This is a genomic window from Nitrospira sp. CR1.1, from assembly GCA_014055465.1.
Lineage (GTDB): Bacteria > Nitrospirota > Nitrospiria > Nitrospirales > Nitrospiraceae > Nitrospira_A.
In genome coordinates, this window is the sequence record WIAF01000005.1 from 200744 (window position 1) to 215489 (window position 14746).

The following is a 14746-nucleotide window of genomic DNA, read 5'->3' on the forward strand; positions in this document are numbered from 1 at the left end:
GAGAACGCCGTTGGCGGGTTTTCTGAACCGTCTGGGCTAGCAGGGTTGGCCGTTGAACACACAGGGCTTATACCGCGCAATGTCGAACTCGACGTCTTCCTGGTAGACCCGCTCGTTCCCGTTCACCCCGTCCTGATCCGGGTCGTTGAACATCGTGTGGTTCCACCAATAAAACAGGGGAAATTGCTCGGTATAATACACCGGATTGCCGTAATTGCTCCGCGTATATTCCTGCACCAAGCGCCCCGTCACGTAGTCGACCTTTCCGTCACCATGCAATGAATAGAGCATGATGAACATTCTCGACTCATGATCGTAGAGTTCATCGAGACGGCTGTTCAGATCCGGCTCAAGCGGAAGGGGTTCCATGGACCAACCGGGAGCAGTCGGAAGCAGAACAGACAGGAGCACAATCACACTCGCGGCTATGCGGAAGTTCGTCATAGTCCATAAAATCCGATTGACACCACAGCCTACACAACGGGTGAGTTATGCTACCACCCGTGTCCAGACCGTTCAAGCGCTCGCCTGACTTTTTCGCGCCACTGTCACCTTGCTGATCTCATGCGCCTCCTCTTATAATCGCGGACGATGTCTTCCACCATGCCGCGCGCATCACTCCATACATTGGGCTGCCGCCTGAGCCAGTCGGAAACCGCCATGTTGGGCGATCGCCTGACACGCCAAGGGTACCGGTTGGTCGAGTATGGCGAGGAAACAGACCTGCTCGTGCTCAATACGTGCTCAGTGACGGAAAATGCCGAAAAAGATTGCCGCTACGCCGTCCGTAAAACGTTGCGCCACTCGCCCCACGCCTTTGTGGCGGTCACGGGCTGCTATGCCCAGACTGGCGCTGCGCAATTACAGACGGTGCCAGGCATCGACCTGATCGTCGGCACACAGTTCAAGATGAACCTGCCGGACTACCTCCCGTCCCCGACTCAACTGCGAAAACAGCCGGAGCCGGAACTCCGCCATAGCCGCACCATCGACCGTGAAGACTTCGTCCTGCCTGGTACCGCCTATTCCGACTCCACCAGGGCGCTGCTCAAGGTTCAGGATGGATGCGACTTCATGTGCAGCTTCTGTCTCATTCCCTTTGCCCGCGGGCGCGAGCGAAGCCGGGTCGCCACGGATGTCTTACGGGAAGCGCGCGAACTTGCCGCCCGCGGTTATCGCGAACTGGTGCTCACCGGCGTGAACATCGGCCAGTATTCCCATCAAGGGATGGACCTGGTTGATCTGCTACAAGAGCTTGAAACTATTCCCGAGGTCGTCCGGATCAGGATTTCCTCTATTGAACCGACCACGCTGCCCATCCGGCTCTTGCAGCACATGACCGCCTCGACCAAGCTCTGCCATTACCTGCACCTCCCGCTACAGAGCGGCGACGACGGAATCCTACAGGCCATGAACCGGCGGTATGGCGCGCAGGAGTATGAGACATTGGTCGAGCAGGCGATGGCGCTTATGCCGGATCTCGGCTTGGGAACCGATCTCATGGTCGGGTTTCCCGGCGAGGATGAGCAGGCATTCACGAACACGATGCGTATTGCCGGGCGGCTCCCCTTCTCCTATTTCCATGTGTTCAGTTATTCGTCCCGTCCGGGGACAGCGGCGGCTCGCCTCGAATCCCACATCCCGCCTGCTGTGATCCGGGAACGGAGCAAGGTCCTCGCGGAGTTGTCTCGAATCAAGACGCTCGCGTTTTATCAACGGCACATCGGCCGCACCGTCCCGGTGCTGTTCGAACAGGGAGAACGCAACGGCTTCCGTACGGGCACAACGGCGAACTTCACCCGAGTAGCTGTCCAGGCCGATACGGTCGCAGCCGGCTCTATTCACCCTGTCACCATTACCGGCATTATGGACGGGTTGGCCTATGGTCACCTGGACTCTCCTCCCGTCGCGCCCGCACGTAAGCCACTGCTATGACACAACCCAACAAGCCCCATACCGTACATATCGAAACCTTCGGCTGCCAGATGAACGAGTACGATTCCGAACTCGTCAGGACCTTGCTCCGCAAAGCGGGGTTCGAATTCACCGAAGATCGCGAGCGCGCCGACGTCATGCTGATGAACACCTGCGCCATTCGCGAAAACGCCCACAATAAGGTCTATGGGCATCTGGCGGAACTCAAGGCGGTGAAGGAACAACGGCCGCTGGTCGTCGGTGTGCTGGGGTGCATGGCGCAAAATCTCAAAGAAGAACTGACGGAGAAACAGCCGCTCGTGGACGTGCTGGTAGGACCGGACGGATACCGGCAGTTGCCGGGGCTCCTGACCAACGCGTTGAATGCCGAAGAACAGGGATTGACGCGCCGGGGGCTGGCCGTCGACCTGTCGGAATACGAAACCTACGACGACATTCTTCCCGAACGCGACGGCGGCTGCAATGCCTGGATCGCCATCATGCGGGGCTGCGACAATTTCTGCAGTTTTTGCGTGGTCCCCTACACGCGCGGCCGCGAGCGCTCACGGGATCCCGAGGGTATCCTGCGCGAAGTGGAGGTATCGGTGGACGCCGGCCATACCCAGATCACGCTGCTCGGCCAAAACGTGAACTCCTACCGGTATGACGGCTGGGACTTCGCCCGCCTGATCCTTGCGGTGGCCGAAGTGCCGGGCGTTCAGCGGGTCCGGTTCACATCCCCGCATCCCAAAGATTTTCCCGCAGCCCTCCTGGATGCCGTGGCCGGCCATCCGCATATCTGCAAGCACATTCACCTGCCCTTGCAGTCCGGCAACGACCGCATTCTGGAACTGATGAATCGGACCTACAGCCGGAAAGAATACCTCGACCTGGCCGCAACCATCCGCCGCCGGCATCCCGGAATCGCCCTCACCACCGATATTATCTGCGGCTTCTGTTCTGAAAGCGAAGAAGAGTTTCTGGACACCTATCGTGTCGTCGAGGAAGTGCAGTATCACTCCGCCTACGTCTTCAAATATTCGGAGCGCAAAAATACCATCGCGGCGCGAAAGTTCCCGGACGATGTGCCGGAGACCGTCAAAGGTGAACGAGTCAGCCGCCTCGTGGACCTGCAACGCCCGGTGACGGCGCGTCTCAATCGGGAATTGATCGGCGAGACCCTCCCTGTCATGGTGGAAGGCGACTCCAAACGCTCCGCAGATCAATGGATGGGGCGAACTGATACAGGGATCTACGTCATTTGGAACAAAAGCGACGCGCCAGCCTTGCTGGGAAGCATTCAACCGGTCGCCATTCTCGATGGAAGCGCCGCCGTGCTCATAGGACGGCGCGAGCCCGGTGCCACCCTCCCGTGAATCGTTTCCGAGTCGTTCACCATCGAATGGCAGGTTTCGTTTGGCCGCCACGCGCGACGACGGGCGCTCGTCGCAGAGAAGAAAGACCGCCTTTTGCCGAGTGGAGCGAACATTGTTGCCCGCTCCTGAACATTCGTTGCCAAATTTTAGACGCTCGCCTTCGTCAGACTGACAAAAGCAAGAAGCTTTTGCAGCTATCGAATGTGCGTGCCTTTCAGTCCCTCTCATCGGCACACCACCTCGTGCCTTTCAACGGAGCCTATTCACTGCCTTGAAACATCAATAGCTTAGGCTTTCCTATTCGGCGCGTGGCGCCACACCGCCCGACAACATCGGTCGCACGCAGCGATTGAATGGAAGCGGGACAACCGGCTTCCGAAGTCTATGGAAACAGGGCATAGCCTTTGCTTGGTCCACTCTGGCAACCACAAACACCCGGGATCATCCACCACCGACCGCGCCAGAGGACGTCGCATCATGAAGAAAGACATCAGCCAGACCCACGTAGAAGAAGCCCCTAAGGGGATCAGCCTGGAAACCATCATCGCGGTCGGAGTCTTCGGATGGATGGCTCTCGGGGTGGTGATGATGGGCCTGGGCCTCTGGTAATCCCGATCTGTCGCTTCGCGTTCTCTCTGAAAAGCCGCGCCGCCCCGTTCGTGACCGCCTCGACCAGCCGAGAAGGAAGACCGCCATGCTGATTCACGGCTCCCGCTTCTCCCTGACACAAACCCTGAACTCCGGACTCCTCGGATTAACCCTGATGGGATCTTTGGCCGCCGGTTGTTCTACGACCGCCGCCTCCGTTCAGCAACAAGCCGCCGCGCAGCTGCAAGGCTCGGTCCGGCTCGAAGAAGTTGCCGATTGGGAATTTGAAGCCTCCCATCCGAGCTCCATAGATGTCGCCACGCTCGACAGCCTGTTGCGGGCCGTCGTGATCGCGGAGGCGCAGACAGATTTGTCGAATCTGCCCGTGGATGGCAGCAAGCCGATGACAGTGTTCAGCGATGAGGACGTGCGTTATCTTGCTCCCCTGCTAGCCCAAGCGTTGTCCCAAGCGCAACCCGAATACGTGGTCGCTTTCCGGCTCTCCTCATCGGCAGGGTCAGGCTCTGAACCCACCGCGGGCACCCTTTATGTCAAGAACGACCGGATGTATCTCACGCTCACCGAGCATAAGGGCTCGCTGGCCAAAACCGGGCCGACGTGGTTTGGGAGCGGCCGGCCGGCTCGTATCGTGAGCATCAATCCGGCCTCCGCCGGGCAGATTGAACAGGCGTTGCCCGCCGTTGTCCAGGGCCGGCAGCAGATGAAGTCTCTTGCGGTCGACTATAGCCAGTTTGCCAAAAATCCTGGACCGGCCCCGATGACGGCAACAACCGCTGCCCAGGCTCCTCAGCCGGTCCAGGCCACGGGCGCGCGACCTGTGACGGCCGTCACACCCGAACCATCGATCAAGATCCAGCCGGCCGCGCCGGCATCATCCATGGAAAAGGTGGCGGCAAACCTGTCTCCCGCGGAAGACGAACGATTGAACGACACGCTTCAGGAATTGCAGGACACGAAGGACGCCATGGCCCGCAAGGACGCCAAGATCAGCGCGCTGCGAAGAGATTTAGAATCTATGCGGATGCAGTTGGAAACGAAGGATAAGGAACTCCGGGCAGTGAAAAGCACTCAGCAGACACAACCCAAACGCGAGACCCGCAACAAGGCTGAGCTCACGGTCCGCTGACCGCGCGGACCCAACTCAGCCCACATCAATCAGCTCCGGTTTCAGCAACACAATCTCTCTCGATATCGGCGGCCGGAAATTCATCCGGCAGTAACACCCATAGGTCACATAGGTATCCTGCAGGCAATAGAGGGCGATCTCCCGCCCCTGCCCGTCCGCCCACATTTGCGCCACCTGCGACCCGCTCCCCGATTTGCTCTCCACATTCAGCGCCCGCGCGAGCACATCCAGCTTGACCCATCCGCGATTGTCCCAATTGCTCCAGATGGCCATGGTGTCGTAGACCGGTTCCACCCGAAACTTGGCCAGATTGATCTCCATGGTGGGCTTGACCTGATGGATGATCGAGCGTTTCTTGATGAAGGGCAGGTCGAAATTGAGTCCGTTGTGGGTGATGAACAGCGACGGACGCGACTGGGCAAGATGGCTCCAGAACGCGCGCAGGAGCGCCTGTTCATTCGCGCCATACCAGGAGGTGGCGCCGCGGGGTTCCAAGGTATCCGTGAACTCCAGCAGGCCGATGCAGACGATTTTGCTGAATGTGCCGTCGAAGGAAGACTTTTCGTACAGTTCCTCATCCAGCCGATGCTGTGCCTGTGCTTCCCCGACTGCGAATAAATCGCCGCCGCTTTCGTCGAAGGTGGCGGCTCCCGACGCGAGCTGCCGTCCTGCGATGCGCGCCCACTCTTCCCTGGGAGCCTGCACCGTTTCGATATCCAGCACGACTTTCATACGCCGTTACACCGTCCCCTGCTGAAGCGCCGCGATAACGGGCTGGTCGGCCGGAGGAAACTCGAAGGAGGCCATTTCATGAGGATAGACCCATCGAAGTTCCGCACAGTCCAAGGCGATCGCAATCCCCGCCTCGATCCGACAGCAAAAGAAATGCAATTCCACAATCTTCTCGGGATATTCATGCCGTACGATCTGAAACGGAGTCGGGGCGCCGATTCGAACACGCAATTCCTCCCACAACTCCCGATGCAGACACTCCTCCAACGTTTCGCCCGGTTCACGTTTTCCACCCGGAAACTCCCACAATCCGCCCAGGTGGGCGCCGGTTTTTCGGCGCGCGATCAGATACCGTCCTTCGTGGGTGATGATTCCTGCCGCAACCTCGATCACCTGCATTGCGACCTTCCTGGCATCGAATCATGACACCATCAGCTCTCTTCGCACTCTGCGATCCATGGTGCAACCACCCGTTCGTCGATAATTACTTCGCCTCGAAGGGATAGGTTTTGCACAGCGGCTTCATCGGACAGAGGAGACAATACGGATTCCTCGCCGTGCAAATCGTGGCGCCGAAATCCATGATCGCTTGATTGAAATCATACCCCTTCCCGCGCGGGATCAGGGCTTCGGAGAGTTCCCACAACGCCCCCTTTTGCGATTTCGGATCACCCTCGGCGATGAACACGCGGTGCAACACACGGATCACGTTCGTATCCAGAATCGGCGCATCCTCGTTGAATGCAAATGAACGAATCGCCCCCGCGGTGTACCGCCCGATACCTTTGAAGGATAATAATTCTTCCGCGTCATTCGGCAACTGCCCGCCATATCGGGTGACGGTCTCACGAGCGATGCTGTGTAATCGCTCGGGGCGAATGTTGTATCCCAGCGGGTACCAGGTCTGCTTGACCTCCGCGACCGGAGCCTCGGCCAAGTCAGAGAACGACGGATAGCGCTCCAAAAACTCATGGTATTTGGGAATCACCCGATCCACCTGAGTCTGTTGGAGCATGACCTCCGAAACCAGGATGTGGTAGGGGTCCGAGGTTTTGCGCCAAGGCAGGTCGCGGCCATGCTCCTTGTACCACTTCAACAGCCGATTCTGAAAACGCTGCTTCTGCCCGCGCGCAAGCGGGATGGCGGACGCCGGCGACTGCTTCTTCCGCCGGGGAGATTTCTGATCGCGAGACTTTCTAGGCATAACGGTCCGTGAGGCGTGGCGGCATTCTAAAAGGCGGGGGGTCGAAAATCAAACCAGCCCGTAAGGAAGCGGAGACGGCCGCAGGACAGGGTCTCCCGCCCGGAGTACTCCCCGCCCTGCGGCGGTTCATGCCGGGTAGCCCGGCCGATTGTACTACTGCGGCGAGGCCTGCACCCTCGTGCCTTCCTTCACCGGCGGATCGATCACAATCTGCGGCCCTTGCACCTTCGGCAAAATCCCGGCCCCCGGTTTTTCAAGGAGCCGTTTATTCTGCTCATTGATCGAAAGCTGTTGAGACACATGACCATTATCGAAAGCCGCCGCGTTGTTGAGCGCGGACGCCCCGACCGCATTGTCACGGCCCGGATCGTTGGCAAGGGACTGGCCACGGACGGGATCAACCGACTTACCCATGGGATACCCGGGATGCTGCGGCAACATTGAAGGATTACCGAACGCCATGGCAGTCACCAGGACTCCGCTCATCGCAAGTGGATATATGAGTAATGAGGCTTTCATAGCAACCTCCGTTTCAGGGGGTGAAATGAAAACGCCCTCCTGACAGGGCGATCAGGAGGGCGCAGGAAGAGATCGATGAAACGACCGGGAACGGACGAGCATCGGTGGATCGAGGTTACCCCGGCTTCATGGTCGCCTCCAAGGCTACTATATTCAGCTTGCACCCGTTAAGGCCAACAATCAAGCCCGCCCAACCTCGTAACAACATCCACAATGCGGGGGCCAATCCAAGTAGGGGAGCCCCTCCATGCCCTAGGGTTTTTCCCAACTCCAAATGGTCGGAGACATTATCCTGATCGCGCCCACCATGAGGGACATGCTATGTCCTTCTGAGGAAACACGTGATCCGCGATCGTCGCTCGCCTCCCATTATAGAGATCACGAGGCCGGTTTCCGATGCTGGAGGCGCGGCTCTACACATCGCCTCCCCCGGACGACTGAGATTCCACAGGTCGGGCGGTAGTTCAAGTCACCTGAGGATGCAGACCGGCACGTGACCATGAAAGTCCACTATCAAGTGTCTCTCTCAGCGGAATCGGCCATGAGCGGAGAGGGACGGCTACTGGATCTTTCGGTGGAAGGGTGCCGTATGGAGGGTGCGCACCATTTGCCCATCAACACCTATCTATCGCTCCGGCTGACCATTTCACCGAAGGAAGCGCCCGTCCTCATAGATCTTGCCGCCGTACGATGGACCCGTGGAACCGTCTGCGGCATACACTTTCTCTTCCTCCGGCCCTCCCAAACCGCCAGGCTGCAGACCTTTCTCGCCTCCGCCGCGCCGCCTAAGCAATCGAACACACCCGACCAAGGCTAACTCGCCGGTCTTCTTCCCCTATCTACCATGGGATATTCCCTTGCCTTTTTTCTTCCGCTCTTGCATCCTTGCGGCGACCCTAGGGATATACCCAGGTCCCGAGAAGACTCATGGGTCACACAAGAGGGACAATGTCATGAACGAAGAGAATCAAACCCGGCGCATAGACGTGCTGGCAATCGGCCTATTCGGTCTGGCGGTGGGCGCACTCACCCTGGGAGTCGCCCAACTCGGATGGATTCAGCATAAGAACATGGTGGGAGCCCTGGTGATTGCCCTGATCTTCGGCGGAATCGTTCAACTGCTGGCCGGCATCACCGATATTCGCTATAACGAGCAGCTAGGCGGAACCGCTCTGACAATGTACGGGTTCCTTTGGATCACCCTCTGCACCGTGAAACTCGTGAGCACAAGCACCACGTTTCAGTTCGATGCGGTGCTGTACGCCCCCATCAACCTGGTCTATGCGGTCTTTTCCGGCGTCATGATTTTTCTCACGGCCTACCGGAACCTGACCCTCAGTGCGCTGCATGTGGTGATTACCCTGACATTTCTGGCCACCACCTTTGCCCGGCTTGACTTCATCAGCGAATTGCTGCCCGGCTGGGGGCACCTCATTGTCGGCCTCATGGCCTTTTACCATGCGGTCGGCAGTCTGACGCAGGCCTTCACTGGGAAATCCATCCTCCCGCTCGGCCCGCCGCTCCTGTTTCACACACAGAAACACGTACACTCGATTGCCAAGGTGGTGTAGTGCCTCTTTACCAGTCCGCGCCGATGCGGTCCACGACAACCTGATGCACGACGGCCTGCGGGCCAAGGCACGTTAGATACACCGCGGTCTCGGCAATATCAAAGGGATCGATTTTTTCGCTCTGGGCGCGTTCCTCCGCCGTTCCATCCACCAGTTCATCGGCGACACCGCCAGGACAGATGGCGCTGACTTTGATCCGGTACGCCCGGCCTTCGTCCGCCAGCGACTTCGTCAGCGCCATGATGGCATGTTTGGAGGCGCTGTACGTGCCCGTTCCGCTCCAGGCCTGCACGCCCGCCACGCTGGACATGTTGATTATCGTGCCGCCCCCCTGCCGCTTCATACGCACAAACGCCGCGCGACAACAGAAGAACGTCCCGCGCACGTTGGTGTTCATCACATGGTCGAAGGTGTCGGTTCCGGTCTCGGCGATCTGTCCTCCGCCAAACACCCCGGCATTATTCACCAGAATGTCGAGGCGCTGGAAACGAGTGAGGGTCTCGGCCATCAATCGCTCCACCTGCGACTCATCCGCCACATCGGTCTGCCACGGCAGCGCAGTTCCACCCGCCGAACGAATCCGCGCGACGGTGAGTTCGCATTGCGGCAGGCGTCGGGCCGCAACCACAACGGTTGCGCCTTCCTCTGCGAACCGGATAGCAATCGCTTTGCCGATCCCGCTGCTGCTGCCGGTGACAATCGCAATCTTGTCCTTCAACCGTTGCATCCTCGCTCCTCCCTCATCGGCAACAATTCATGCGGGTCTCGCGGTCGTACTCAACCCGGCCCGCCAACGGCCATTCACCGTTACAACGTATGAGCCACAAACGCGTGCGCTCCGATGGCTTCACGGGCGACCTCCAGCAGATGGCGATGGTGGGTAAAGATCAGCACCTGGTTGCTTTCGGCGAACGTCGCCAAGGCCCGCAGGATGTGGGCGGCCCGTCGGTCATCCGAGGTGATGAGCGCATCATCGAGCACCAGCGGGATCTGTGGGTGCGCCGAACGCCGCACATCGAGAGCCGCCAGCCTGAGCGAGAGGTACAACTGGTCTGCTGTCCCCTCGCTCATCTCATCGATCGTGACGCGCGCGCCGCCAGCCCGCACCGCGCACAACAGCGGGTGGGCCTCGCTCTCGTCGGTCATGACCCGTTCATAGTCGCCACCGGTGACCAGTGAAAAGTACGCGGAGGCCTTCGTCATCATGGGGGCCTGCGCCCGTTCACGGAAACGCCGCACCGCCTGCTGAAGTAATGCGCGAGCCAGTTTCAGCCTCGCCCAAGGCCTGATGGCTGAACGGTACCGCGCCGCGGCGGACTCCATGGCTTCCCGCGCCAATGCGGCGCGATCGGACGCATCGATGGCTTCCAGTGCCCGGCGAGTCTGCTCCTCGGTCCGCCGGGCAGCAGCCAGCTCTTCTTCGCTCGTGTTGATGTCAGTGCGACAACGCTCTCGCTCGCTCTCGATGGTCACGGCATCACGATCGGCCAGGCATCGACGCAGTTCCTCTTCTGAGCGGGAAGAGGCTTGCGCCAACTGCTGCCGCGCCTGAGCCAGCAACCTGGCCGCCTCACGTTTGCGCCACGCCGCCTCCTCAATCTGTGACAAGAATTCGGCGGATGTGACGCCGGCGGCGGCGCAGAGTCTCGTTAACGTGGCCCGCTGTGCAGCCTGCTCCGATGCCGCGCGCCGACGCAGATCCTGTGCCTTTCGCTGATCGCGCGCGAGCGTCACGCGCTCCTGTTCTGCGGCCCGGGCCGCAATGATCCTGGTCCGTAAACGATCTGCAAAGTCATCGACCATCTGAGGCGCCGGTTCCCCCAACAAGACAGCAACCTGATTGGCTTGAGCCGCCACATCATCGAGGAGAACCTGCGCTTGCGCCTGCCGCTGCCGCGCCTCACCCAACGCCGCCGCCTGACGCGCCAGGCTATCCAACTCATCAAGCCGTACCTTGAAGGCATCTGGTACCGTCTCAGGCGAGAGACAGAGCCGCGTATGCCACTGCCGCAGCGCCGCTTGATGACGCTGTACGGCAGTCTCTGTCTCGGCAATCGACCGGATCACCTGTTCACGCTCGACTCTTTGAGCCTCCGCCGCCTGCTTCTTGGCACTTCTCGCCGCATCCGCTTCGACGGCCTGCCGTTCCCATCGCGACGCCTCTTCGATCAGCGAGGGGAGGGCTTGTACGGCTGACCCATTCACCTCGGCAAACGCATGGCCAAGCGCAGAGAACGCGCTCGTGAGTTTCGACACAGCGGCGCTCGTCTCTTCTCGCACTCGCTCGCGATCAGCCTGTAACAAGCTCACCCGCTCCGCCAGGCGCAGGGCATCGATCCTCCGCCCTTGCCATTCTCGTAACGGCTCGGGAGCGAGGTCGGGAAGCCCCGCGTTTTTCAAGCGGCTGGCCCATGCCATCAGGATGGTTCCACGATCGGCCAACAACCCGGCGATCCGGCGTTCGATTTCCGCGCCACGCGCTTCCATCAACTCGATCCGCCCCGAACATTCTTCAAGACCGGCTGCGCGTTTCGCGTCAACGCGCAGCAGATCGGCCTGCCGGTCCGCCTCACCCACCGCCGCCTCGAAGGCCTCTGGAGCAACCCTGGTGGTATCGAAGCCCAGCGCCAGTTGATCCCGCTCCCGCGCCTGGTCGATGTAGGCCCGTCGGATTGCCGCCCAACTGTCGTCACGTCTGGTGCGGGCCTGGCGCAGGGTTTCGGCTGTCACCACTTCCCCCTCGGCAGCCAGTTGCCTGAGTCGCACGCGTTGCCCTTCCAGATCACGCTCCAGCAACTTCCGCTCTTCCTGCAGCTTGCTGACGGCCTCATCCGCGTCCGCTAGGTCCTTCCTCGTCTCGGCAATCTGCGCATCCAGAAGCGGCTGGGTCGCCCGCAACGCCCGGTCGGAGGCGAGGCCGACATCAGCCAGCGCCTGTTCCAGCGTCGGCTCCAGTTCACGGAGCTGTCGGTCCACCTCACTCTGCCGCCGGACCACATCGCCTAGCGACTGCGCCTCTCGAAGGGCAGAGGCAAGGCGCTGTCTGGCAGCAGAATCACCGACTGGGGCGATGATCTCCCGATCGGCTTGCATCGCTTCATCAAGCCCAGCGGCACGCTCTCGATACTGTTCAAGTCGGTCGGTCAATCGACTCATCTGGGCCATATGCTCGTCCAGCGCAAGCCGATCAGCGGCAGCCGGCACGGCTTCCAGCACCTGCCGTAACTCGCGTCCTGGCGCCATCCGCGCGAGGGACAAGGCAAGCTCGGTTTCAAGCTTCGTCATCACCGCACGCCCCTGGTGCATCTCGGTCCGATGACCAGCCACGGCAGCCGCCGCCGTCACCACACGTTCGATGGCGCCCGCATGTTCAATCAGCAATGGCTCCACCACCAGGTCCTTGAGCGCAGCCGTGCACCGTTCCTCCTCGCTCTCCGCTTCTCTGAGATTCCGTTGCGCATGATCGAGCGCCTGCAACGCCGCCAACCGTTCTTCCCTGGCCTGCTCGGGCAAATCAGGAACCTCGGCCAGTGAGACCAACAAGGTCGACACCGCAGCAGCCTCCCGCAACAGGGGCTCGACCGTTCGCAGTTCGGTCAACTCATGCTCCCGCCGACGCAGCGTCTCCAACGCTCGACTGACCTCGGCCACCGCCGCCACAGCGGCTTCGTGCGCGCGATTCACGGACTGCCATTCCGCCGGTTTCGTCTGTGCGTCACGCCAGACCTGCCGTTGCTCATCCAGGCGGCGGCGCGCGTCATTGATCACCGCGTTCTGCGCCCGGCCATGCGAGCTATAGAGTTTTTTCGCGTCGACCTCCAACGATTCCAACAAGGCTGCGATTCCGCTCGTTCCTGCGCTGGCTTCGAACAGAGCCACTCCCACGTCCCCCTCGCCGCGCAGCAGGATTTTCCCCCCTTCGCGCAACCGGGCGTGGTTGAGTCCGAACATGGCTTCGAATTCACCCCGCTCCATCCCGCCGGTCAACTCCTGTTCAAGCCCGGCTGCGAGGGGAAGCGCCGCGTCCGGCTGCTCCGTTTCGACGTTGAGCCGCGAGAGTGTGACCCCCTTGCCCTTGCGCCGCACGCACCCGATCTGTTCCCCTGCATGCGTGAGGAAGATCCCGCCGATGCGTAGTTCGTTCGCCGCGTGGAGAAAATCATCGGGGCTGCGCAAAGGAATGCCGAATCGCAGGTCCATCATGGCGCGTAATGCCGACGACTTGCCCGCTTCGTTGGAACCGTAAATCAGATGCAGATCGGCGCCACCGCCAGACAAGTCCAGCGTCTTCCCGGTGAAGGGGCCGAAGGCCTGGAGCAGGAGCTTGAGCAGCTTCATGGCCCTGCTCCGGAATCGGTCAGGCGCGCCAAGACGGTCGCTTCGGCGTCCATGACAAGGGCCTTCAACTCGGTCAGGTCGTCGAGCCTCGCCACATCGCCAGCCGCTACCTCCTGCGGAACAGAACCCAGCAAATCCCCGATTTCATCCTGTGCCAGCCGAAGCAACTCCGCCTCGTCCCCGACGATCGAATCCACGAGGCGGACGAGTTCACCCACAGCATCCTGGCGTTCCGCGGTTCTGGCGCGATCCAGCGGCGCCGCCAGTTCCAGCCGCACTTGCTCAATCCATATCTCCGCCTCACCGATATCCTGCGCCGCGCCATACATGGCCGCAGCCAGGGTACCGGGTTGGTTCGCTTCCACCCGGTGCAACTCCGTGGTGCCCGTCAGCGTCACACGCACCGCATGCAAACGATCTCCAGCACCAGCGAGCGCTGGTTCGAGCGCGCGCCGAAACACATCGCTTAACGCATCGAGCTTGTGAATGCCATCCAGCGGCACGACCACTTGACTCCAGCGCACAACATCCAGCGCCAGGAACTCGCTCTCGATCCGCCCCGCTTCAACCGTCACCAACTCACAGCCCTTCGCACCGGTTTCCTTCACATGCCGGCCTTGCAGGTTCCCCGGAAACAGGACACGCGGCCGTTCGCACACGAGTTCCCGCGCGTGCACATGTCCAAGGGCCCAATAGTCGTATTCCTTGTTCAGCAACGTCGGCAGATCCGTCGGCGCATAGGTATCATGGCCGGCCCGCCCGGTCAGACTCGTGTGCAGCAAGCCGATATTAAAGAAGCCCGGCACGGGAGCGGGATAGGACGGCACGAGATCCTCATCGACCGCCCGATCCGGGAAACTGCGCCCGTGAATTGCCGTTGAAAGGTGGTCGAGCCGGACCGTCTGGGCAGTGCGGCTGGAAAACACGGTGACATTCGGCGGCAGGATGAGCTGTTTGGAGATGACCCCCTGCGCATCATGATTGCCTTGAACGATGAAAACCCGAATCCCTTCTCGCTCCAACCGAACCATCTGCCCGCGAAAAAAGAGGCCGGTGTGGAAGTCCTGCCAATCGCAGTCGTAGATATCCCCGGCGAACAAGATGAAATCCACCCGTTCGGCCAGCGCCCGGTCCACCAACCGTTCGAACGCACTCCGTGTCGCGGTCCGCAGCCGCGCAACGGGCGCGCCGTCGTAGCGATCGAGCCCACGCAAGGGACTATCGATATGCAGGTCTGCGGCGTGGATGAAGCGCATGAAGCACTGGATTCCTGGATTGCCTGATCACCGTCACGTCGTGCGGCCCATGAGTCTCTCATGGGCCGCACGAGAGCGGCGCGATCACGCATGATACGCGA

General features: G+C 60.7%; 13 protein-coding genes. 5 read left to right on the forward strand and 8 right to left on the reverse strand.

Annotation, left to right across the window (positions count from 1 at the left end):
• Positions 1 to 36: 36 nt before the first annotated feature.
• A complete protein-coding gene (locus GDA65_11350; protein MBA5863290.1) occupies positions 37 to 444 on the reverse strand; it encodes a hypothetical protein in 408 nt (135 codons plus the stop codon).
• 147 nt (positions 445 to 591) lie between these two features.
• On the opposite strand from GDA65_11350, the gene mtaB reads away from it, so the two are divergent.
• From mtaB to GDA65_11365, 3 genes are all read left to right on the forward strand, one after another.
• Positions 592 to 1935 carry a tRNA (N(6)-L-threonylcarbamoyladenosine(37)-C(2))-methylthiotransferase MtaB gene (gene mtaB / locus GDA65_11355; protein MBA5863291.1) on the forward strand — a complete coding sequence of 448 codons (1344 nt, stop codon included), beginning with the start codon at positions 592 to 594 and terminating at the stop codon, positions 1933 to 1935.
• Positions 1932 to 3290, forward strand: a complete 1359-nt coding sequence (gene miaB / locus GDA65_11360; GenBank protein MBA5863292.1) for a tRNA (N6-isopentenyl adenosine(37)-C2)-methylthiotransferase MiaB — start codon at positions 1932 to 1934, stop codon at positions 3288 to 3290. Before mtaB ends, miaB begins: the two co-directional genes overlap by 4 nt.
• A gap of 694 nt (positions 3291 to 3984) precedes the next feature.
• Positions 3985 to 5025 carry a hypothetical protein gene (locus tag GDA65_11365; protein MBA5863293.1) on the forward strand — a complete coding sequence of 347 codons (1041 nt, stop codon included), beginning with the start codon at positions 3985 to 3987 and terminating at the stop codon, positions 5023 to 5025.
• 15 nt (positions 5026 to 5040) lie between these two features.
• Here the strand turns inward: GDA65_11365 and GDA65_11370 are convergent, their stop codons facing one another.
• The 4 genes from GDA65_11370 to GDA65_11385 form a co-directional block, all read right to left on the reverse strand.
• Positions 5041 to 5757, reverse strand: a complete 717-nt coding sequence (locus tag GDA65_11370; protein ID MBA5863294.1) for a hypothetical protein — start codon at positions 5755 to 5757, stop codon at positions 5041 to 5043.
• 6 nt (positions 5758 to 5763) lie between these two features.
• A complete protein-coding gene (mutT, locus tag GDA65_11375; GenBank protein MBA5863295.1) occupies positions 5764 to 6156 on the reverse strand; it encodes an 8-oxo-dGTP diphosphatase MutT in 393 nt (130 codons plus the stop codon).
• Positions 6157 to 6241: 85 nt separating this feature from the next.
• Complete coding sequence (locus tag GDA65_11380; GenBank protein MBA5863296.1) at positions 6242 to 6961, reverse strand: A/G-specific adenine glycosylase; 720 nt, start codon at positions 6959 to 6961, stop codon at positions 6242 to 6244.
• A gap of 153 nt (positions 6962 to 7114) precedes the next feature.
• Positions 7115 to 7480, reverse strand: coding sequence for a hypothetical protein (locus GDA65_11385; GenBank protein ID MBA5863297.1), 366 nt, complete (start codon positions 7478 to 7480; stop codon positions 7115 to 7117).
• Between the two features lie 493 nt (positions 7481 to 7973).
• On the opposite strand from GDA65_11385, the gene GDA65_11390 reads away from it, so the two are divergent.
• Together GDA65_11390 and GDA65_11395 are read left to right on the forward strand one after the other, a co-directional pair.
• The gene (locus GDA65_11390) at positions 7974 to 8297 is read left to right on the forward strand and encodes a hypothetical protein (protein MBA5863298.1); all 324 of its coding nucleotides are present in this window, start codon (positions 7974 to 7976) and stop codon (positions 8295 to 8297) included.
• A gap of 136 nt (positions 8298 to 8433) precedes the next feature.
• Positions 8434 to 9051 (forward strand): hypothetical protein, encoded by a 618-nt coding sequence (locus GDA65_11395; protein ID MBA5863299.1) that lies wholly within the window; start codon positions 8434 to 8436, stop codon positions 9049 to 9051.
• A gap of 7 nt (positions 9052 to 9058) precedes the next feature.
• Here GDA65_11395 and GDA65_11400 read toward each other — a convergent pair whose 3' ends face one another.
• From GDA65_11400 to GDA65_11410, 3 genes are all read right to left on the reverse strand, one after another.
• On the reverse strand, positions 9059 to 9778 hold the full coding sequence (locus GDA65_11400) for an SDR family NAD(P)-dependent oxidoreductase (GenBank protein ID MBA5863300.1): 720 nt from the start codon (positions 9776 to 9778) through the stop codon (positions 9059 to 9061).
• A gap of 80 nt (positions 9779 to 9858) precedes the next feature.
• Positions 9859 to 13389 carry an AAA family ATPase gene (locus GDA65_11405; GenBank protein MBA5863301.1) on the reverse strand — a complete coding sequence of 1177 codons (3531 nt, stop codon included), beginning with the start codon at positions 13387 to 13389 and terminating at the stop codon, positions 9859 to 9861.
• Positions 13386 to 14645 (reverse strand): DNA repair exonuclease, encoded by a 1260-nt coding sequence (locus tag GDA65_11410; GenBank protein MBA5863302.1) that lies wholly within the window; start codon positions 14643 to 14645, stop codon positions 13386 to 13388. Before GDA65_11410 ends, GDA65_11405 begins: the two co-directional genes overlap by 4 nt.
• Between the last annotated feature and the right edge of the window lie 101 nt (positions 14646 to 14746).